Here is an 18747-nt window from a genome sequence, read left to right as displayed (position 1 = left end):
CTATTATGGTTTTACTTCTCCTGTACAAGGATTAATTGTTAAGAAATTATTTCTAGGACATCCGTCATAAATCACGACTCCGCCAAGTTTTAATGTAGTCCATGCAACACCATCATGACAGCTATTGTCTGCACATACTAAAGAGAATGATATAAATCCTTCCCCATTCAGATCTGTTGCTGCGATAGACTGTGCATCCGTAGGACTCAGGAAGAAGGTATTAATCCTGTTTGGTCCTCTAAGTTCACCATTAGGACGTGATTGTCCGTTTTCAAGACTTTCACTTGCATTATTCAGGTTCACACCACCGATTCTGTACACTCCGTTCGCCATTAAATTGAATTTCGCGCTATTACATCTGTGATTTCCGGGACATGGTCCTAAGCTTTCATTGTACTGAACGGTAATCTCCAGACTAGAGAGACACTGAACGAGTGACTGACCTTTCAGTTTTATAGGGGATATCGTATATTGTGTGCTGCATTCACTTCCATTACTCACAGAAAGTATCGGGTTGAACGTATCTTCCTGACCAGCAACCAGATTATAGGTATGAGATTGATTTACAACTCCATTTGCATCAGGAGCTGGTTTCGTTACAGTAACTAACTGACCGTCACCGAAATTCCAGTTATAGTCAAGATTACCTAAATTATTACCGGAAACAGTAAATGTTACCGTTGCTGTAGGATTTGTAGGGTTTTCTCCATTTACAGGAGTCCCTGTTGTTACCGTAACATTTGGAACTTCATTAACAATCATTTGAGTATCCACAGGATCATCATTAACTGTGAAAGTAATGGTTTGTCCGAGATAAGCTGCGCCAACCAATGCAGGATCAAAATAACTTTGTCCTCCGGTCTGGGTAATGGCGGATATTTCTGTTCCGTTTACAAATGCTTTTACCTGACCATCCAAAGGAACGATTGTCATAAGAACCGGTTTTTCATTTTGGCAAAGTTTACCTGAAGGTAATGATAAGAACACAGGATCTTTTTTGGAACAACATAAATAAGGCAATGAGAAATCTGCAAGAACCTGATTATTGGCTTCCGATTCGCAGATTAAAACAAAGGTTCCGCCCGGTTCTACACCGGAAAGATGCTCCAAACCAGATTTTCTTTCTAAAAATTCGCTTAAAAGTTCTGTAGAAATTTCTTCTTTTCTGGGATCTTCTTTTACGATCGTTACATCGTCTGATGTTCCGGAAGGAGTTTCAAATTTAGCTTTATTTAATAATCTCAGATCGCTGTCTAATTTAGATAAGTTAAGGAGTGCATTTTTAGGATCTCCAGTTTCTTTGCTGATCTCATTGGAAATAGACAATAATTTATTTCTGAGCTCTTCAATGGAAACTTTTCTTGGCTCTTCAGGCTCATCGTCTGTTTTTTTACCGTCATTTAAAAGTAAAACGCTAACGTCAAAAGCCAGTCCGTACTTCACTTTAAGATCATTAATATTCTGTACCGCTGTTTCATAAGGCAATCCAAGATGTCCTTCAATTCTGTAGAAATCATTGTTATCAATATTATAATTCAGAGGATTCTGAACATAATCTTCTGATGATAGGTTCGCAGTATGATAACTTAAATTATACGTTTCTCTGTCTGTTTTTGTCTTTTCGAAATTCCACTTATCAAGTAAAGACTTATCGACATTATAATAATATGGGATTGCTTTTTCCCCTAATCTTACATAAAGATTGGACGGTGTAATTTTAACCGGTCCTACATACGACTGAAATCCATTGATTTTCTGAACAAAACGATTGGCAAGCAACATCAGCCTTTCATAATTTTCATCATCTTGGGTTGTGATGGGAGAATGATAGAATCCGTGACGGAAAGCCGCATATTCTCCCAGTTCCAAAGAACCTCCGACATATCCCAACATCAAATGTTTAGGGAATGAAGCAATAGTCGGGCAACATTCTACATTCAGACGTAAGATCAGTCCTTTTATTTCGTTGTAGGTATCAATGAGATCTTTCAGGAGATCATATCTGTACTGAAAATCATCCAGTCTTGGGGAAGATGCAGACAATAAAGTATTGAGTTTATTAAAAAGCGATAAACCACTGAAGTTAAGATCTATTTTAAAAGTATCTGCAATAGCACCAAAACCGTCGGACAATTTCGAAACAGAATCCATGGCGTTACGAAATTTTGTTTTTAACTGGTCTGCTGTTTCAACTTTAGGATCAAGAATTACTCTTTTAGCCTCAATATTCGGTAAGCGGTCAAAAAGTTCTTCGTAAGAATTATGAATTTTATACAGCGTATCTTTTGCATTTCCATTCGCTATAAGATATGAAACCGACTGAAAATCTGCCAAAAGTACTTTAAGATCAGAAACCTGCTCTGCTCCGGTGTTATCACAATCCGCATCTTCACAAGACGTTTCATCATTAGAGTAGCTTTCCAGATAAAGGATAATGATCTTTTCATTCAGTTTTTCCAAGGTTTTAACATCTTTAAAACTTCCTGTATCTAATCCTTTAACTTTCATTTGCTTCAGTTCGTCTTCGGTTGCCAGTTCCAATAAAGGAATCTGTTCTTCTCCGATTCGGAAATGATCATACTTCACTTTGTCTTTATACTCTCTGAAGTATCTGTAATTTTTGGTATTAAAGTCTATGGTAACGTCCGAAGATTTTTCTTTTCCTGTACGAAGGGTAATTAAATCTCCGTCTGTGGTAACGCCTGCTCCCTGAGTTATCACAATGGTATCCAAAGCATTTTCAGCCTTTTGCGGAGCGATTTTTTCCATAACTTCTGTAATGAGACCGGAACTGGTAATTGTGGATTTAAATCCGCATACAATTCCTACCCCGCTGAGAAGTGTTCTCGAGAGCCTGTCCTGATCTTCGAAATAGTCTATGAATTCATTTAACTGCCCATCCGTAAGTACCTGATTTTCGTTAAATTTTCTATATTGGGTTGTTACATTATCTAATTTAGCATTCATTGTTTTTCAATTTTATATGTTTGATTGTCCTAATATTATTTTTCCGTCCAGACTGTCGTTATCTTCCACAGCACAGTCTAAGAGTCTTCCCGGTCTGTAAATATTATTTAAGTTGGTAAGAGCCGTCAGTAAATTCTGAATGCTGTTTCCTAAATTTCTGAGATTATTTTTTGCCTTATCTGAAAGATATTTTTTGAATGCTGTTTCAAATGCAGACAAATCGTTCTGAGCGGTCTGTTTTTCACTTAAACGATCTCCCACCCAACAGATTTTAGCCAGAATATGAGCCGGAATCTCCTGTCGTATAACCGTTTCTGCGTAACGTCTGAAATCCGGATCCTGAAAACGGTAGGCAAAGCCCGGAAGAACCACACTTACGCGATAAGAATAAGGATCAAAAACATCATATTCACAGTCTTCTTCACAAGAGGACATTAAAGCATCTGCATAATCTACCGGATTTCCAGAAAGAATATCTCCGTCCTCATTAGGAGCTACTTCAAAAGAGGTTCCTACGATCATGCTTCCGATCCCTTCAAGATCCTGAAAAACTTTGAATGTGTCTTCTATAGACATACAACCAATTCCTTTGATCAGTTTGTAATCTTTGAATGCCGGTTTCAGCAACAAATGTTCTACAAGGAAAATTCCTTCTTCGGTAAAATCATATTTGAAATATCTTACCAGTTCTTCAATTCCCTTTTTTAATTCAGCTAAAGAAGGGTACGGATTGGTCATTTTATGAGTAGCCATTACGTTTTGTGGCTGGCTGTCATCCATAATTTCAAGATAATAGTTCCCTCCGGCAGACATTCGGATCTGAATATTCCCAATCAAATCATAATGAGTCTGATTTTCCTGTAAAAGCTCTAATGCATTTTTAAGATCTTCTTCGTCTATCTGAATGGTCTGGTAAATGGCTTCATGCAGATTTTTAGTTGCTGCATATTCGATATGGAATGAATTTACGGATGATAAAGTGATATTACTTTTTGCATCTTTTATTTTCCATGAATAGCTTGCCGTTCCGTCGTCACTTAACGATTTAATAATCGAAACAGGTGTTTGAGAAAGATTTCTTTGCTGATAATTTTTAATCCCCAGTAATCGGGCAATTCTTTTCTGTACCCCTGAAATATTGTCTGTATTCCAGACATTCGCGGTATCATCTAATGTATAATTATAGCCCAATCCACGGTCTTTGCTCAACGATTTGTATTCGTTTAAGAAGGTTTCTTTATTGTTCAGTACAATTTCATCGGTAGATTTTCCGTACAGAGATTTCATCAGGAAAGTATAGTCGCTGAATGTTTCTGCAAAACGGGCAATCAAATGATCCAGCACTTCATTTCGGCGTTCCACGCTATTATCAAGCTCCTCGTATAAAGTATCTGTAAGTTTGTCGTCGTTTTCATCATAATCCGAAACCAATTCTTCAAAACCTCTGATATTTTTAAGAGCCTGAGTAAAGAACGTTCTTTTTAAACCTCCGCTGATACTTAAAACTTCTTTTACTTTTTCAAGGTGTTTGAAATAACTGGCAAGAATCTGGTCGAAAAACAAAAGATATCCTTTCATCTGTTTTGCCAAAGCTTCTCTTTCCGGGGTTGGATTTCCGATGATTCCGGAAATTCCTACTCCGTACGTATCCGGAAATTCATTTAAAATAGTCGCATAATTTCCGATATCGTATGAAGTTCCCTGCGGCAGAGTCAACTCTTTATTTTTTCTCGCATCTTCTCTCAGTACTTCCTCCTCTTTTCTTAACGTTTCGAGATATTCATCTACTTTTTTAGTATTGATATTCAACGGAAGTGCACCTTTGGTGTAACTGAATGAACTCAGATCGCAAAGCTCCGGTTTTTTACCTTTTTCAATACAGATCATCCAGTCATCGGTCTGTTTCACTGCGCTGTCGCATCCGGCAATAGAAATTTCGTGGATTTCTTTCACTCCGTCGATTTTCATGATTTCGCTGATGATATCAGAAAGCCGGACTTCTCTTCTTAACTGACTTGCTTTCAATTCTTCCGTATCAATAAAACCATTATCGAGAATCGGTCCGTCAAAAATTTCATCTGTGGTAAGACCTTTTTCCAGCATCTGCTTTAATGAATAGAAATGAACTTCCGGAGCCAGATAATTGTTGATTGCTCTGATTACCTTTGCATGAACCAGTTCCTCATCTACTTTATTTACAAGTCCGATGCGGGCACATACCGCCACTTTATGGGTTTCGATTTCTTTGATATCTACAAGATCTTCGCAAAGACCTCTGTTCTGGTGATAACGCTCCAGTATTTTTACTCTTGCATTCGATTTGTCACAATCTTCATTCTCACTATCGTCTATATCATCGGCATAATCTACATAAAGGTCATACAATCCTTTTACGTTAAAATGTTGTGTCTTTTCTCCGATAGGTTCAAAATCCAACTGTCCTGTTTTGCAATCCACATACAGCGTTTCGGTTCTCGGAACCAGCCAACAGTTGCTGATTGGTCTCGGATGACCGAATTTAAAGCTGATATCGATGAAGAGCTTTCTGTAATCAAGCTCTGTTAAAGGTCTGGAAGGTAAAACTTCCGTAGCTTTCAGGAATTGTGTATGAATATCTTTTTTTGCATCGTTTGAAGCAAGAATGTCTTCCATATTCATATTCATCCTCATCCCAAGATCTGTGATGGCGTAGCTTAAAACCTCCAGTGTGGTAATCCCCGGATCGTGAGAGTTATAATCTGTCCAAAGTTTTCCTCCTAATCCTTCTATATATTCAATACCTGTTCTGCGTAGAAAATGAAAATCGGTCTGATCCTGCGTTTCTATATTTTTGGGTATACTAATGTGCTTATTTTCTGACATAATTATGTTTCTGCTTGTTTGTTATTAAAGGCATACCTGTTCTGCAATAGTAACTTTGTGCTGTTTGGCAGATACGAGTATGGATTTCGGATCTACTTCGATTAAAGACTGTGTCTGTAAAACATTATTTACCAATATACTGGTCTCCTCAACGTAGTCTACATAATGCAGTTGTTCCAGATAATTAATGAGCTGATTAACATTCAGTTTCACATTAAAATCAATATCTTTAGTGTCTGTAAAAGCCCAAGGCGATATATACTTTTTGATGTCTTCGTCTAACTGTTTTGTGTAAAATGTTTCATCATACTGATCGAAGAATTTCACCTTTGTTTCTACCTTCGCTTCTTTATAATTCGGGTTGATTACCTGAGCGTTGATGTGCATGGTATTCAATTCATTTATATAATTCTGAATCCTGTTAAGCGTGGCTCTGCTTACTCTTGGCTGATAAATATCAAAAGCGTTTTTATTTTTAATATTCGGAACAACCATCAGCGTAACGTATCCGGGAGCGAGGTAAGACTTTTCTGAAGTATGATTCAGGCATTTTACCTTGAAAACTTCCGGAAATTCCTGCAAAACGAGATGCTCGTAATCCCATTGTGTAACGGCTCTGTTTTTATGTCTCAGTCTTTCGCTTACTCTTCTGTAGAATTCTGTATCTGTTTCTTTGTATTTTCCGTCGAATGAGTTATACGGCTGGCTCACAGATTTTACCTGCGGAACTCTGGTAATAAGTCTGGAAATCGTATTGGCTTCCAAACCGTTGTTTAAGTGAGACAGATCGTTGTTCTGATTCTGGAATGTTGCCAGAACTGCCTGTGTATATATTCCCTGAACTTTACAAACCGCATCGTAACTTCTTCCTGATCTTGCTCTTATCCAGATTAACTGATCTGTAAATCTTGTGTGATTCAAATTAATATCTTTTGGAATTTTGAATTTTACAATTCCGGATTCCAGGAATTTTTTAGAATCATTCTGCAGCATAGAGTTTGAAAGATCAATCCATGTATTTCCGGAAAGGATGCTCCATTCGATATACTCTTTTTCTTCAAAAGTCTCGGCTAAAGGATTTTCGCTTCCTTCGAGCATCTGGATGAGAAGGGAAACCGTCATCTGCGGAACTGCTTCCAGACCGATGTATAATTCGCCTCCTTTCTGATGTACCGGAACAATGGTTTTCGTATCGATTTCCTTTTCATACTGCCCGAAAGCATCTTCATGATACATCTGTACTTCTTTACTTTTCAGAAGTTCTCCTTCAGAATCTTTTCTTAAAGAATGATAAGCGGTTTCTGTTGCGCTGTAGCTCAGTTCAATGTCTTCCGCAAAAGGAATATAAGGTTCGTTCGGAACTACTTTCAGTTTTTGAGGATCTGATAAAACAAGCGTATATAATTTAGGATACAAGTCCTGTAATAAAGATTTCTTCAGTTTTACCCTGATCGCTTCGCCTGTACCTGCTTCATCACTGGTGCTTTTTACAGAAAATTGTGTTTGGTAAACATTTCCATTCTTTTTAAATAAAGCAATATCACTTTCCTGATTGTGCCAGACTTCTTTGTCTAACACCGCTGTATCGATCTTAAAATAATCGTCTCCTGTTACAACTGACGAATTTTTCAAATTGTTAAAATCCTGCTGACTGATATTTGTATCCGGTTCCATGATATACCCGCTGTATAAATCCTTTATGGAAGCCGGTGTGTTTTTCCAATTGATGGTAATGTCTGCAGTTTTCCACTTTTTAGAGAACATTTCAGGACATTTTATGTAAAAATTGGAACCTTTGATCGGCTGCGCAGTAAATGGATAATAGGATTTTTCGGAATTCAGTTCTCCATTGTCATTTTCAATCTGAAGAGATTTTATCCCTTTTACATCTACAGAAACTTCAATATTGTTGACCAATGCTTCTGAAAAAGCTTCATAGACTTCATAATATTTCTTCCCTTCAATCATGAATCTGAGAACAGGAAAACTGGTCTGGAAAGTTTCCTTCAGAACATCTTTATTGTATTTTACGATGGCAGGAAAATCTTTCGGTAATGTTAAAGAAAATGTTAAACGGTGTTTTTTATCACTTTTGGTTCCTATTTCTCCATTTTCAGTACATTGTAATGCAATGTCGGATAACCATTCTTTCTCCCCGCTGCAAAGTACTTTGATGTTGTTCTGAAAGTCTTCTTTTTCAAGGTTTTTTAGTTTTTGAACAGAATTTGCGTTGAAATCTATTTTCAGGGTAATTGTTCTGTCTCCTTCTTTTAAATCGAATAAAGATGATGCTACAGAAAAGCCCAGTTTCGCTTTTTGAAGTTCTTTATAAATAGATTTGCCCGAAGCTGTTTCTTCAGCATTGTATCCGAACGGCCACCAATAGTTTCCGCCTTCCGGCAGTTTTTCGCCCAAACCATCGGCAGAATTGGTAACCGGAGCCATTTTAAGCTCTTGTTTTCCGCCGTCGTTAAGAAGACTTTTAATTTCAACTACTTTTGCCTGATTGGCAATCAGTTCATTATTGATTTTGTAGACCCGTTTTTTTCCTTCCGCATCTTTATCTCCGTCCAGAAGTGTTCCTTCCGGAATTCTTTCCTGAATTGCTTTTTTTGCCAATTCAAAAATTACATAGACTTTGTCTTCTTTAGCATCATTCTTCTGAATCTGAAGGATCTCGTTATAGTAGAAATCCAGATGTCTTTTCGTTAAATTATTGAAAGCTTTTTTGGAAAAATCCAGCAATTTCAGAAAGCAGATAAAGAGGGTAAGATGAGGCGTCAGATTGCTGTCCTGTTCAAATTGGGAAATAAGATCTGTAACCTGTTTTTTCATACTTTTGTACTCTACGCTTTCTCTGCGCGGAATAGCATTGGTATCATCACCAAAGAAAAAGTTTCCCCACTTTTTATCTGGTATTGCTGTATCAGCATCTTTTTCAAAAAAATTTACATGACTGGCAAAATTGTTTGCAAATAGCAGCCAATCGAACAGATCGAAGTCGTGCAATTCGAGATTGCCGGGATCCAGATCCGCTAAAAAGCGCTGCATTTGTGATTTTCCTTCACGATAATGTGAAAATGTATCTGTTTTTTTCATTTGTTTATATTTATATTCTATGGTCAGATGCAATACTTAATGTAATGTTTCGGTAGTATTCAAAATGGTTACAGACATCCCGTAATTATTTATATTTCAGTAGCTTCACCTTTATAGAAAGGGAAAACCATATTGCTTCTGGTATTCGTATTCCTTACTTCGTAATCAATTTTTATCAACACTTCTCCTTCCAGTTCTTCCTGAGTATAGATGTCGATATTTAAAATGTTTATTCTGGGCTCGTGGTATAAAATGGCACGCTCGATGATTCCTTTCATCTGGGTAATCAGCGTTAAGTCCAAAGGTTTGAAAAGCATTTCCTGCAGGTCGCATCCGTAATCGGGGAACATAACGCGTTCTCCCGGTCTTGTGGAGAGTAAAATGATCAGACTGTTGTTGATGTCTTCCACATCTGTAGTCATTACCAGCTTTCCTTCAGCCTCATTAAACTCAGGCGGGAAACTCCAGCCCATTCCTAAAAAATCTGTATTTATTTTCATACGTTCTTGTATTATATTTAATTGTAACATCTCGCATCTGTAACATAGAGTTTTAGTTTTCTAACCGTTTTGTTATTGATGTTTTTACATTTTTTAATCTTGCAGGCTGTGTATCATCCGCCTATTAAAACAGTTGCTTCACCCGCGCTTATTACGCCTCCGTGAGCGGTAGAATCTCCCATTCTTGCGGCTGGTTTTCCGCCGATCATTACGCTTGAGGATCCTGCTGCAATGGTATCGGGCGGACCTGTGCATATCGCTTTGTCTCCTACTCTTGCTGCGGGTTTACCTCCGATAAGTACAGTAGGTTCACCTGCCGGAATGATGGGCCCGCCAACATGTGGGGTAGTTCCCGTTACCATTGGACAGGTATGCATATCTGTAATTCTTGCTGCCGGTTTCATGATTAATTAATTTTAACTTGAGATCCTTTTACGACGGTTACTGCGCCTGATTTAAGCTCAGAACCGGAACTTCCTTCTGCTTTAAACTGTGCGGATGCTTTGATACCGATATTGGTTCCTTCCATCTTAATATCACCTTTTGCTTTGATCTTGATGTCTTTCCCACTTTCCATACTGATCCCGTCTTTATTGAGGGTAAGAGTATTTTTATGCTCGTCTTCTATTTTAATGACATCTGCATCTTCGTCTACAGTTATTTTTTTGCCTTTTGGTGTTTCAAGGGTGTATGAAATTTTATCGTCATTAAAAATCATCTTCATTTTGCTGCGGGTGACAAATCCTTTTTCATTGTTGTCATCGGAAGCTACAATAGGAGCCGGTTTTGCGCTGCTGTTCAGCATTCCCAGAACCACTGCATCATTGGGATCATCATTAATAAAACCAATGATTACCTCATCTCCGATTTCCGGTCTGAAGAATGATCCTCTGTTTTCTCCTGCATCAAGTGTGGCTACACGCGCCCAGATTCCCTCCTCTTCGTTATTGATGATCGGGATCTGCACCAAAATCCTGTCTTCTCCATCGGGATCGGATTCCAGTTGGGATATTTTCCCGATGTGCAATCCGCTGATGGAAGGAATAATTCCTGAACCCGGCATTTCGCTTACATCGTACGTTTCTGAGAACCATGTCGGAGAAAGCCCGAATTGTGCATCAACCAGCCAGTTTCCTTCAGCAATTTCGTGACGGACGCCTGTTACGTAAATTTTTCCGTTGAAACGGTTTCCTACGCCTTGCAGCATTAATGAAACTCCCGGTTTTACAGCCGGAATTCCCTGAAATTTCACCCTTCCTCTGGTCTTTGCCAGTTGCTGGAAAGTTGCTTTCGCATCACTCCAGTCCTGAAGTTCACTCTGCGTAAGATTTCCGCCATGTTTAAGCTGCAGATCGTCTATTCCAAATACTTTTGCCAGATCATCCGGTGAAAGGTTTCCGTTGAGTTTTACTGCTGGATCCTGAGCTTCCACTTCTGTAAGTTCCTGATCGGTATAGCTCCATGTTTTGGCTGAAATTTTTTTGAACTGATCTCTTGCGTCTATTTCTCCGTCAAATTCATGCACCGAAGATCCGTAAACCACTGTTTCCACTTCTTTTTTACTGAAATCGGGTTTCGCTATTTTAACGGTTCCGTCTTCTACAAAACAAAGTTTTCCGTTTGCCTGTGCTCTGGTGAGCATAAAATCCCAGTCGGAAGCTCTGTACTGAATCAATTCTTTGTGTGAATTTGAGGTAGCCTGAACATCGGCAGTCAAACCGTTGTTACTGATGAGTTCTCCGATAATATCGCTGTCTTTACTGTCGTAGAAATATTTACTTTTTCTGCCTAAAGTCATTTTCACCGCTTTATCTCTGCATTCTATGATGAGGTAGGAAGAGCCGTTTCTTACTTTTATATTGTGCTTTACAACAACTCCTTTAAAAATACTTTCTTCGTCCGAATGATAGCCTGCGGTAATTTCAATTTCTTTTCCGGGAATCAGAAGATCTTCATTGCTTAGTTTAAAATCCTGCTCCGGTACGCTTCCATCCAAAATAACAATGCGGGCATAAGGAATTCTGTTTACTTCTTTTTCTACAACAATACTTTTTACCCCATATTTCCCGGGTAACTCGGTACCTCCGGACATTACTTTAAAAGTGATCAGATCCGGATTTTTTGATGTTTTTATGTATCCGCTGTTGTTCATGTTATGCTATTTTTTCTATGGGTGGAAAGTAGAGTTCAGTTCCCGGTTTCAACTGTCTGAAATTGATGAGATTATTAACTTTAGCAACTTCCAGATAATATTTGGAGTCTCCGTAGATTCTTTCAGTCATTAAGGGTAATGTGTCTCCTGCCTGTACGGTTCTTTTGTGGGTAAGATCCGGGGAATTTTTTTTGGCTTTTAAAGCACCAAGTTCATTTGAAACTGAACCATTAAATGTTGCTTTTCCGACAGCTCTTAATGGTTTACCGTCTTTGTCAAAAAGTTTATAATCTATCGTAAATTCAGAAAGCATTCCTTGATATTGAAATTCTCCCCAAGTAAGCTCTACATTATAAGGTTTATGAATAGAACCATTGTAGTCGCCAGTAGCCGAATAAAAATCTTTTAATTGTTCTGTTACAGCTTTTTTTCTAAAAATATCTTTCTTAACTCCTATTTTTTCAGCAATCTTATTTACCAATTTATTTCCAGAATTTGTTTGTACTACACCAGTACCATCAAATAAAAATTCTAGTTTTAATTCTGAAGGAAGAGTTTTATCATACTTTAGGTTATTATCGCTTGTACCTATTGCTGAATCTGGATTCAACTGATTTTTACGAGTGAAAGAATAACCAGTCGGGTTAATTAAAATATAAAAAGGCTTACTTCCTTCACCTTTATAACTTGAGTCTTTATAACTGACTATTTTTAATTTATCCATCATCTTTCTTTTTTACGTTGTTCAATATTTACTATCTGCTCTATGCTTTCACTCACTGCTCGCATAATTTTAGTTTCATCTACTGATTGAGTAGTTGTCGTTGCGGCTGCTTTTTCGTCCACATTTATTTTAATGTGAAGCTCTTTTATTTCTATTGGCATTTCGTTTATTTTTTAATTAATTATTAATACGTAAAAAACTTAAAACCAATTATTTAACGTATTTATTTAAAAAAATCTAAGCACATAAAGCGTGTGTTCAGTCCTGTTATAGACCAATCCTTTATTTTTTTATTTTAAAATTTTTGCTGAATGTTATCCGAAAACTAAAACACGGTAAGTGCTTAGATTTGATTTAGAAATTACAAGCCTAAACTTGCTAACGATGAGGGTATTTTGAAATATCTGTATTTCAGCTCTATTGTTTCAATAGCAAGCCTGCTTTCTTCTGCGTTGAATTCTGAAACGTTCCATTTTACCGGATAGGCTCCAACTACATTCCAAACCATTAAAGGTGCTGTAGACTGAAGTCCTCCTGAAAGTGTAATGACAAGATCTCTGGGTTCAAACTCGAAGTTTTCCATTGCATTTCTGCACCAGCTTATTAATCCTGAACTTACGATCAGTCCACGCTTAAGAACTAAATTTTCATATTTCGGTCTCAGAGGAAGCTGATGAAGAAATCTGTTTTCGCCTCCTTCGGCATATTCTTCGACCTGAATTTCTGTAGATAAACCAGATATAGACTGAAATCTGGAGTCAATACCCTCTGTTGTCGAAATCCCGTTAACAATAAAAGAGAAACTGGTTGGAGGATATAAAAGAGCCATGATTAGTTATGTTCAATAGTTAAACCTTCGTGAGCAATTTCCAAAGTTTCAATTGCTACCTCATTACCTTCAGCTTTCAGATCGGTTGACTGTAATTTTAACGGGAAGGCATTTTTCACTTTCCATGTTATCGCAGGTGCACCGTTCTCGTCTAAAAGAGAAATCGTAATGGATCTTCTTTCTACCGTATTCATCTGAACGGTCTGTAGCCATTCGAAATAATCGTTATCGCCTTTGAAAGTTCCTCTTTTTAAAGTGATGTTTCCGAATTTTGCCATTCCCGGCATTTTGATCTTGCTGAAATCCGGACTTGCTCCCTGTCTGTATTCAATGATATCGCGTTCGATGCTTAGTCCCGAAACTTCCTGAAAACCGATATTTGTTCCGCCCCAGTCTACTTCAAAGGAAAACTTTACTAATGGATATGTATTCATAATTGTCTTGATTTAATTTTGTTATTTGTTTGTTTAATTTTTAAGCTTCCTGCAGTTTGTGTGAGAAACGAAGAACAATAAATTCTGCCGGACGAACTGCCGCCATACCGATCTCCACGATCATTCTGCCTTCAAGGATATCCTGTGCAGACATGGTTTTATTTAAGCCAACGCTTACGTAATAAGCTTCTTCCGGCTTGCTTCCTGCCAATGCTCCGTCCTGCCACTGCTGGTTCAGGAAGTTTTCGATCATCGTCTGTACGCGAACCCATGTATTGGCTGTGTTCGGTTCAAATACGAAACGTTCCGTTGCTTTTTTCACGGATTCTTCTACCATGTTGAAGAATCTGCGTACTGAAATGTATCTCCATTCGTTGCTGTTGCCGTCAAGCGTTCTTGCGCCCCAAACCAATGTTCCTTTTCCTGTAAAAGATCTGATAACGTTGATGGATTTTCCTGAAGCTGGATCTACATTAAGAGTCATCTGATCTTCGTGGGAAACTTTTACTGTAGGAGCCACTACATAACTAAGTCCAACATTAGCAGGTGCTTTGAATACTCCGGAAGTGCTGTCTACTTTAGCATACACACCCGCAACTGCTGAGGACGGAGTTAATACGACTCTTTGAGATTCCATAGCATTTTTCGCAAGATTGTATAAATCGGAGTCATTTGTTTTCCAATGTTCCAATGTATTGGTTCCGACAGTAATCTTCGGATCATAGCTGTATGTAAGAACTGTTTCCAATTTTGGATGGTAAGCAGCTCCATATTTTAAACGTTCTCCGCTTGGTCCGGAAGTTACATTATCTCTAAAATCATCAACTGCATCATCGGTATCTCCAATAACATCCATAATAACGAATCTGTCCTTCATTGATTCTGCCTGATCTAAAGCTAAGCCGTATAGATTATAAGCATTCACTAAGCTTAAACCTTCAGCATCAGGGAAAACGATAAGTGTTGGCTCATCTTCTTTTTCCAAAGTTTCAAGACCATCTTTCAGATCATCAAAATCTACCGCAGCCGGAAAGCCTGATGCCGTATCTCCCGCAGATACGATATAACATGGTCCTCCTCCATTGGCAAAATACATTTGCATCGCATAGTACATTTTGAAGGGACTTGGTGATAAAGTCGCAGTAACCGTTCTTGGCGCATTTGCAGTCGCAGGAACTATATTAAGTGAAAAAGCTTCATTTTTTGCTTTTCCGAAAAGCGTTTCGTATTCCAACATGGAAGAGATTCTTGTCGGCTCATTTTTTGGTCCTTTTTCTGTATATCCGATGAAAGCAGGGATCGCTGTTTCTACTTGTGCTACGGAAGGCGGAAATTTTGCCAGTTCCTCCACGTAAACACCTGGTGTTTTGTAATTCATTTTGTTAAAAATTTAAAATTAATATTTAGTTATGTTCAATAGTTAAACCTTCGTGCGCAATCTCCAAAGTTTCAATTGCTACCTCATTACCTTCAGCTTTCAGATCGGTTGACTGTAATTTTAACGGGAAGGCATTTTTCACTTTCCATGTTATCGCAGGTGCACCGTTCTCGTCTAAAAGAGAAATCGTAATGGATCTTCTTTCTACCGTATTCATCTGAACGGTCTGTAGCCATTCGAAATAATCGTTATCGCCTTTGAAAGTTCCTCTTTTTAAAGTGATGTTTCCGAATTTTGCCATTCCCGGCATTTTGATCTTGCTGAAATCCGGACTTGCTCCCTGTCTGTATTCAATGATATCGCGTTCGATGCTTAGTCCCGAAACTTCCTGAAAACCGATATTTGTTCCGCCCCAGTCTACTTCAAAGGAAAACTTTACTAATGGATATGTATTCATAATTGTCTTGATTTAATTTTGTTATTTGTTTGTTTAATTTTTAAGCTTCCTGCAGTTTGTGTGAGAAACGAAGAACAATAAATTCTGCCGGACGAACTGCCGCCATACCGATCTCCACGATCATTCTGCCTTCAAGGATATCCTGTGCAGACATGGTTTTATTTAAGCCAACGCTTACGTAATAAGCTTCTTCCGGCTTGCTTCCTGCCAATGCTCCGTCCTGCCACTGCTGGTTCAGGAAGTTTTCGATCATCGTCTGTACGCGAACCCATGTATTGGCTGTGTTCGGTTCAAATACGAAACGTTCCGTTGCTTTTTTCACGGATTCTTCTACCATGTTGAAGAATCTGCGTACTGAAATGTATCTCCATTCGTTGCTGTTGCCGTCAAGCGTTCTTGCGCCCCAAACCAATGTGCCTTTTCCTGTAAAAGATCTGATAACGTTGATGGATTTTCCTGAAGTTGGATCTACGTTAAGTTCATCCTGACGTTTATTGGAAATTTTAGTAACGGGAGAATCAACATAATTAAGTCCTGTATTTGCAGGAGCTTTGAATACTCCGGAAGTGCTGTCTACTTTTGCATACACACCAGCAACTGCTGAGGACGGAGCTATTACTACTTTTTTGGATTCAATTGCCGCTTTAGCCTGATTGTACAGTTCAGAATTTTTTAATTTTAATTCTGCTAAGGTTGTTACACCGGAAGCACCCATCACAGAAACCTTATCTTCTTTAAAAGCGTACGTTAAAATTGTTTTAAGGTTCGGATAATAAGCTGCTCCGTATTTTAGTCCTGTAGATGTTACTTTATTTCTGAAAGTGGCATCATCTCCTAAAACATCCATAATAACAAACCTGTCTTTCATAGATTCTGCCTGATCTAAGGCACTGTCATACAAAGAGTAGGTATTCTTAATAGCATTGATAACCAAAGGTTCTGAAGAAGAAGCATCAATCTTTTTAGTATTATCAAGTTCTTCATTGGCATCGCTAGTAATACTTGTAGCTATAATAAGATCGTTTTCAAAATTTTGAGCTACAGAGTTAGCTGCCTCTTTAATATCAGCAAGAATAGCACCTGCAAGTTTACTTTCAACAACAGCATCTGCAACAGCTTTAGCGGCACTTCTGGCAGCAACTTCAGTAGCTGCTTCAATTTCTTGATTAAAAGTAACCGCAGCAACTTCAGCCGCAGCTTCAGCGCCAACTTGAGCATCTGTAACAGCATCTGTAACAGTAGTTGCAGCCTGAGCAACAGTTTGAGCTAGCTCAACATCTGCAGCATTATTAACAGCATCTGCAACAACTTGAGCCGCAACTTTAGATGCAGTGGCTAAAATTTCATTCTTTTTTGCAGTAGCTAAAATGGCTTTAGCAGCATCGACATCAGCAGCAGAAGCTACTCGATCTTGAAGATCAGGAAAAACGATAAGTGTAGGTTCGTCTTCTTTTTTTAATAATTCAAGACCGTATAAGAGAGTTCCTTGCTGAGTTGCAATAGTTCCAACAGTAACATCATCATCATCATAATCGCCTACCGAAACAATATAGCATGGTCCGCCTCCATTGGCAAAATACATTTGCATCGCGTAATACATTTTGAAATCGCTTACCTTTGGCTGAACTGCTGTTGCAGCACCCTCTTTGAAAGCTACAGCAAAAGTTTCAGCGTATGCTTTTCCAAAAAGTTCTTCAAATTCCAGCATGGACGAGATTCTCGTAGGTTTGTTTTGTGTCCCTTTTTCTGTATATCCGATAAAAGCGGGAATAGCTGTTTCAACTTGCGCTACGGAAGGCGGAAATTTTGCCTCTTCCTCCACATAGACTCCAGGGGTTTTGTAATTCATTTGTTAAAAATTTTAAGTTAATATTAATTATCACTCGAAGCAGAACTTCAATATTTTGTTGTGATTGATTTTGGTTTTGTTATAGTTTGTGAGAAAAATTTAATACAATAAACTCTGCAGGACGTACTAATGCTACTTCAATTTTTACATCCATGATGTCTGTTCCTCCGGATTTTACCTCAACTTTGTAAGCTTCTTTGGGAGAGTTTCCCGCCAATGCTCCGTCTATCCATTGCTGATTAAGAAAATTCTCAATCATTGCTTTTGCTCTTAACCATGTGTGAATGACATGCGGCTGATTGATAAATTTTTCATTAAGTGCTATGCTTATTGACTGTTTAAGCATGTTATAATAACGCCGTACATGGATGTATTTCCACTCGTTATCTTTTTCATCTTCTTTTTTATCTTTTCCGTCCAGTGTTCTGGCTCCCCAAACTAAGGTTCCTTTTCCTGTAAAGTTTCTGATAGCGTTGATTGATTTTCCTTCATCATCGATATTAAGACCGGATTGCTCATCATCAGAAATTTTTTCTGTCGGAGCTGTTACATAATTTAGACTTACGTTTGCAGGAGCTTTCCAGACTCCTCTTGTATTGTCTATTCTTCCGTAAACTCCTGCTATTGCAGACGATGGCGGCAAAACTATTTTCAGAGATTTCAGTAATTCTTTTATCTGATTGTATAATGAAGAATTTGCGGTCTTTAGGGACTCTAATGTTACCCCATTGGCAATTCCAACGGGCTGATTCTGCGTATCAAGGTGAGAAACAGGAGTTATTTTTTCATCAAAATGATAGTTTAAAAACGTTTTCAGATGAGGAAAATAAGCTGCCGCATAACTTGAGGAATTTACTGTATTTCTGAAACTCTCTACTGCAGTAAGATTTCCGATTTTAGTTGTTGAATTTCCGTAGTAGGTATCTAATAGGGCAAACATATTTTTGGATTCTCCTTCAGATTCGGCTTTAGCAATTGCGGTATTATATAATTCATGAAATTCATTTGGAGAATTTAATGATACGGCATCCGGGAAAATAAGAAGAAGTGGCTCTTTTATATTATTGATTAAATTTAACCCTGATTCCAAAAGACTTTTTTCTACCTGTGCTGCATTGTAATCTCCCACAGAAACGATATAGCAAGCACCGCCTCCATTAGCAAAATACATTTGTAACGAATAATACATTAAAAATTTTGCCTTTGGTTCTAAAACTGTTATTCCTGCATCAGTATCTTTTAATGTAATACTTTCCATTTTTGCGCTCCCGAATTTTTTCTCAAAATCCAGAAGAGAGCTGATCTTTGATGGCTTATAATCAGATGCGCTGGTATCATTGTCTTCGGAAGGCTTTCGTTCGGTATATCCTATGAATACAGGTACAGCAGTTTCTACCAATGCAATGGAGTTGGGAAGTTTTGGCAGTTCTTCAATAGAAACACCGGGTGTCGTCGGATTTGGCATGTTCATAAATTTTAAATTAAAGGGTTATTTG

Annotated in this window: 14 protein-coding genes; all 14 read right to left on the bottom strand. The window is 38.1% G+C overall.

Going from position 1 to position 18747, the window contains the following annotated elements; translation table 11 throughout:
- Positions 1-3 precede the first annotated feature (3 nt).
- The 14 genes from H6W53_RS06085 to H6W53_RS06020 all read right to left on the bottom strand — a co-directional run bounded on the left by H6W53_RS06085 (position 4) and on the right by H6W53_RS06020 (position 18716).
- Positions 4-2967 (bottom strand): PKD domain-containing protein, encoded by a 2964-nt coding sequence (locus H6W53_RS06085; protein WP_185205228.1) that lies wholly within the window; start codon positions 2965-2967, stop codon positions 4-6.
- Positions 2968-2979: 12 nt separating this feature from the next.
- A complete protein-coding gene (locus H6W53_RS06080) occupies positions 2980-5829 on the bottom strand; it encodes a hypothetical protein (protein ID WP_185205227.1) in 2850 nt (949 codons plus the stop codon).
- A 24-nt stretch (positions 5830-5853) separates the two neighbouring features.
- Positions 5854-8928, bottom strand: a complete 3075-nt coding sequence (locus tag H6W53_RS06075) for a baseplate J/gp47 family protein (protein ID WP_185205226.1) — start codon at positions 8926-8928, stop codon at positions 5854-5856.
- 89 nt (positions 8929-9017) lie between these two features.
- On the bottom strand, positions 9018-9428 hold the full coding sequence (locus H6W53_RS06070) for a GPW/gp25 family protein (RefSeq protein ID WP_185205225.1): 411 nt from the start codon (positions 9426-9428) through the stop codon (positions 9018-9020).
- Positions 9429-9541: 113 nt separating this feature from the next.
- A complete protein-coding gene (locus H6W53_RS06065) occupies positions 9542-9832 on the bottom strand; it encodes a PAAR domain-containing protein (RefSeq protein WP_076394823.1) in 291 nt (96 codons plus the stop codon).
- 2 nt (positions 9833-9834) lie between these two features.
- A complete protein-coding gene (vgrG, locus tag H6W53_RS06060) occupies positions 9835-11580 on the bottom strand; it encodes a type VI secretion system tip protein VgrG (protein ID WP_185205224.1) in 1746 nt (581 codons plus the stop codon).
- 1 nt (position 11581) lies between these two features.
- Positions 11582-12304, bottom strand: coding sequence for a CIS tube protein (locus tag H6W53_RS06055; protein WP_185205223.1), 723 nt, complete (start codon positions 12302-12304; stop codon positions 11582-11584).
- The gene (locus tag H6W53_RS06050) at positions 12304-12465 is read right to left on the bottom strand and encodes a DUF5908 family protein (RefSeq protein WP_185205222.1); all 162 of its coding nucleotides are present in this window, start codon (positions 12463-12465) and stop codon (positions 12304-12306) included. The genes H6W53_RS06055 and H6W53_RS06050 overlap by 1 nt, the downstream gene beginning before the upstream one ends.
- A 200-nt stretch (positions 12466-12665) precedes the next feature.
- Positions 12666-13133: a phage tail protein gene (locus H6W53_RS06045; RefSeq protein ID WP_087711256.1), complete on the bottom strand. Its 468-nt coding sequence runs from the start codon at positions 13131-13133 to the stop codon at positions 12666-12668.
- A 2-nt stretch (positions 13134-13135) separates the two neighbouring features.
- Positions 13136-13567: a phage tail protein gene (locus H6W53_RS06040; RefSeq protein ID WP_185205220.1), complete on the bottom strand. Its 432-nt coding sequence runs from the start codon at positions 13565-13567 to the stop codon at positions 13136-13138.
- A 40-nt stretch (positions 13568-13607) separates the two neighbouring features.
- Positions 13608-14945, bottom strand: a complete 1338-nt coding sequence (locus tag H6W53_RS06035; protein ID WP_185205221.1) for a phage tail sheath family protein — start codon at positions 14943-14945, stop codon at positions 13608-13610.
- Between the two features lie 25 nt (positions 14946-14970).
- Positions 14971-15402 carry a phage tail protein gene (locus H6W53_RS06030; RefSeq protein ID WP_185205220.1) on the bottom strand — a complete coding sequence of 144 codons (432 nt, stop codon included), beginning with the start codon at positions 15400-15402 and terminating at the stop codon, positions 14971-14973.
- A 40-nt stretch (positions 15403-15442) separates the two neighbouring features.
- Positions 15443-17251, bottom strand: coding sequence for a phage tail sheath family protein (locus H6W53_RS21480; protein ID WP_228457757.1), 1809 nt, complete (start codon positions 17249-17251; stop codon positions 15443-15445).
- Positions 17252-17330: 79 nt separating this feature from the next.
- Positions 17331-18716, bottom strand: coding sequence for a phage tail sheath family protein (locus H6W53_RS06020; protein WP_185205219.1), 1386 nt, complete (start codon positions 18714-18716; stop codon positions 17331-17333).
- Between the last annotated feature and the right edge of the window lie 31 nt (positions 18717-18747).

It is taken from the genome of Chryseobacterium sp. C3, from assembly GCF_014218905.1.
In the GTDB taxonomy this organism is placed as follows: domain Bacteria; phylum Bacteroidota; class Bacteroidia; order Flavobacteriales; family Weeksellaceae; genus Chryseobacterium; species Chryseobacterium mucoviscidosis.
This window is presented reverse-complemented; position numbering and strand designations above follow the sequence as displayed.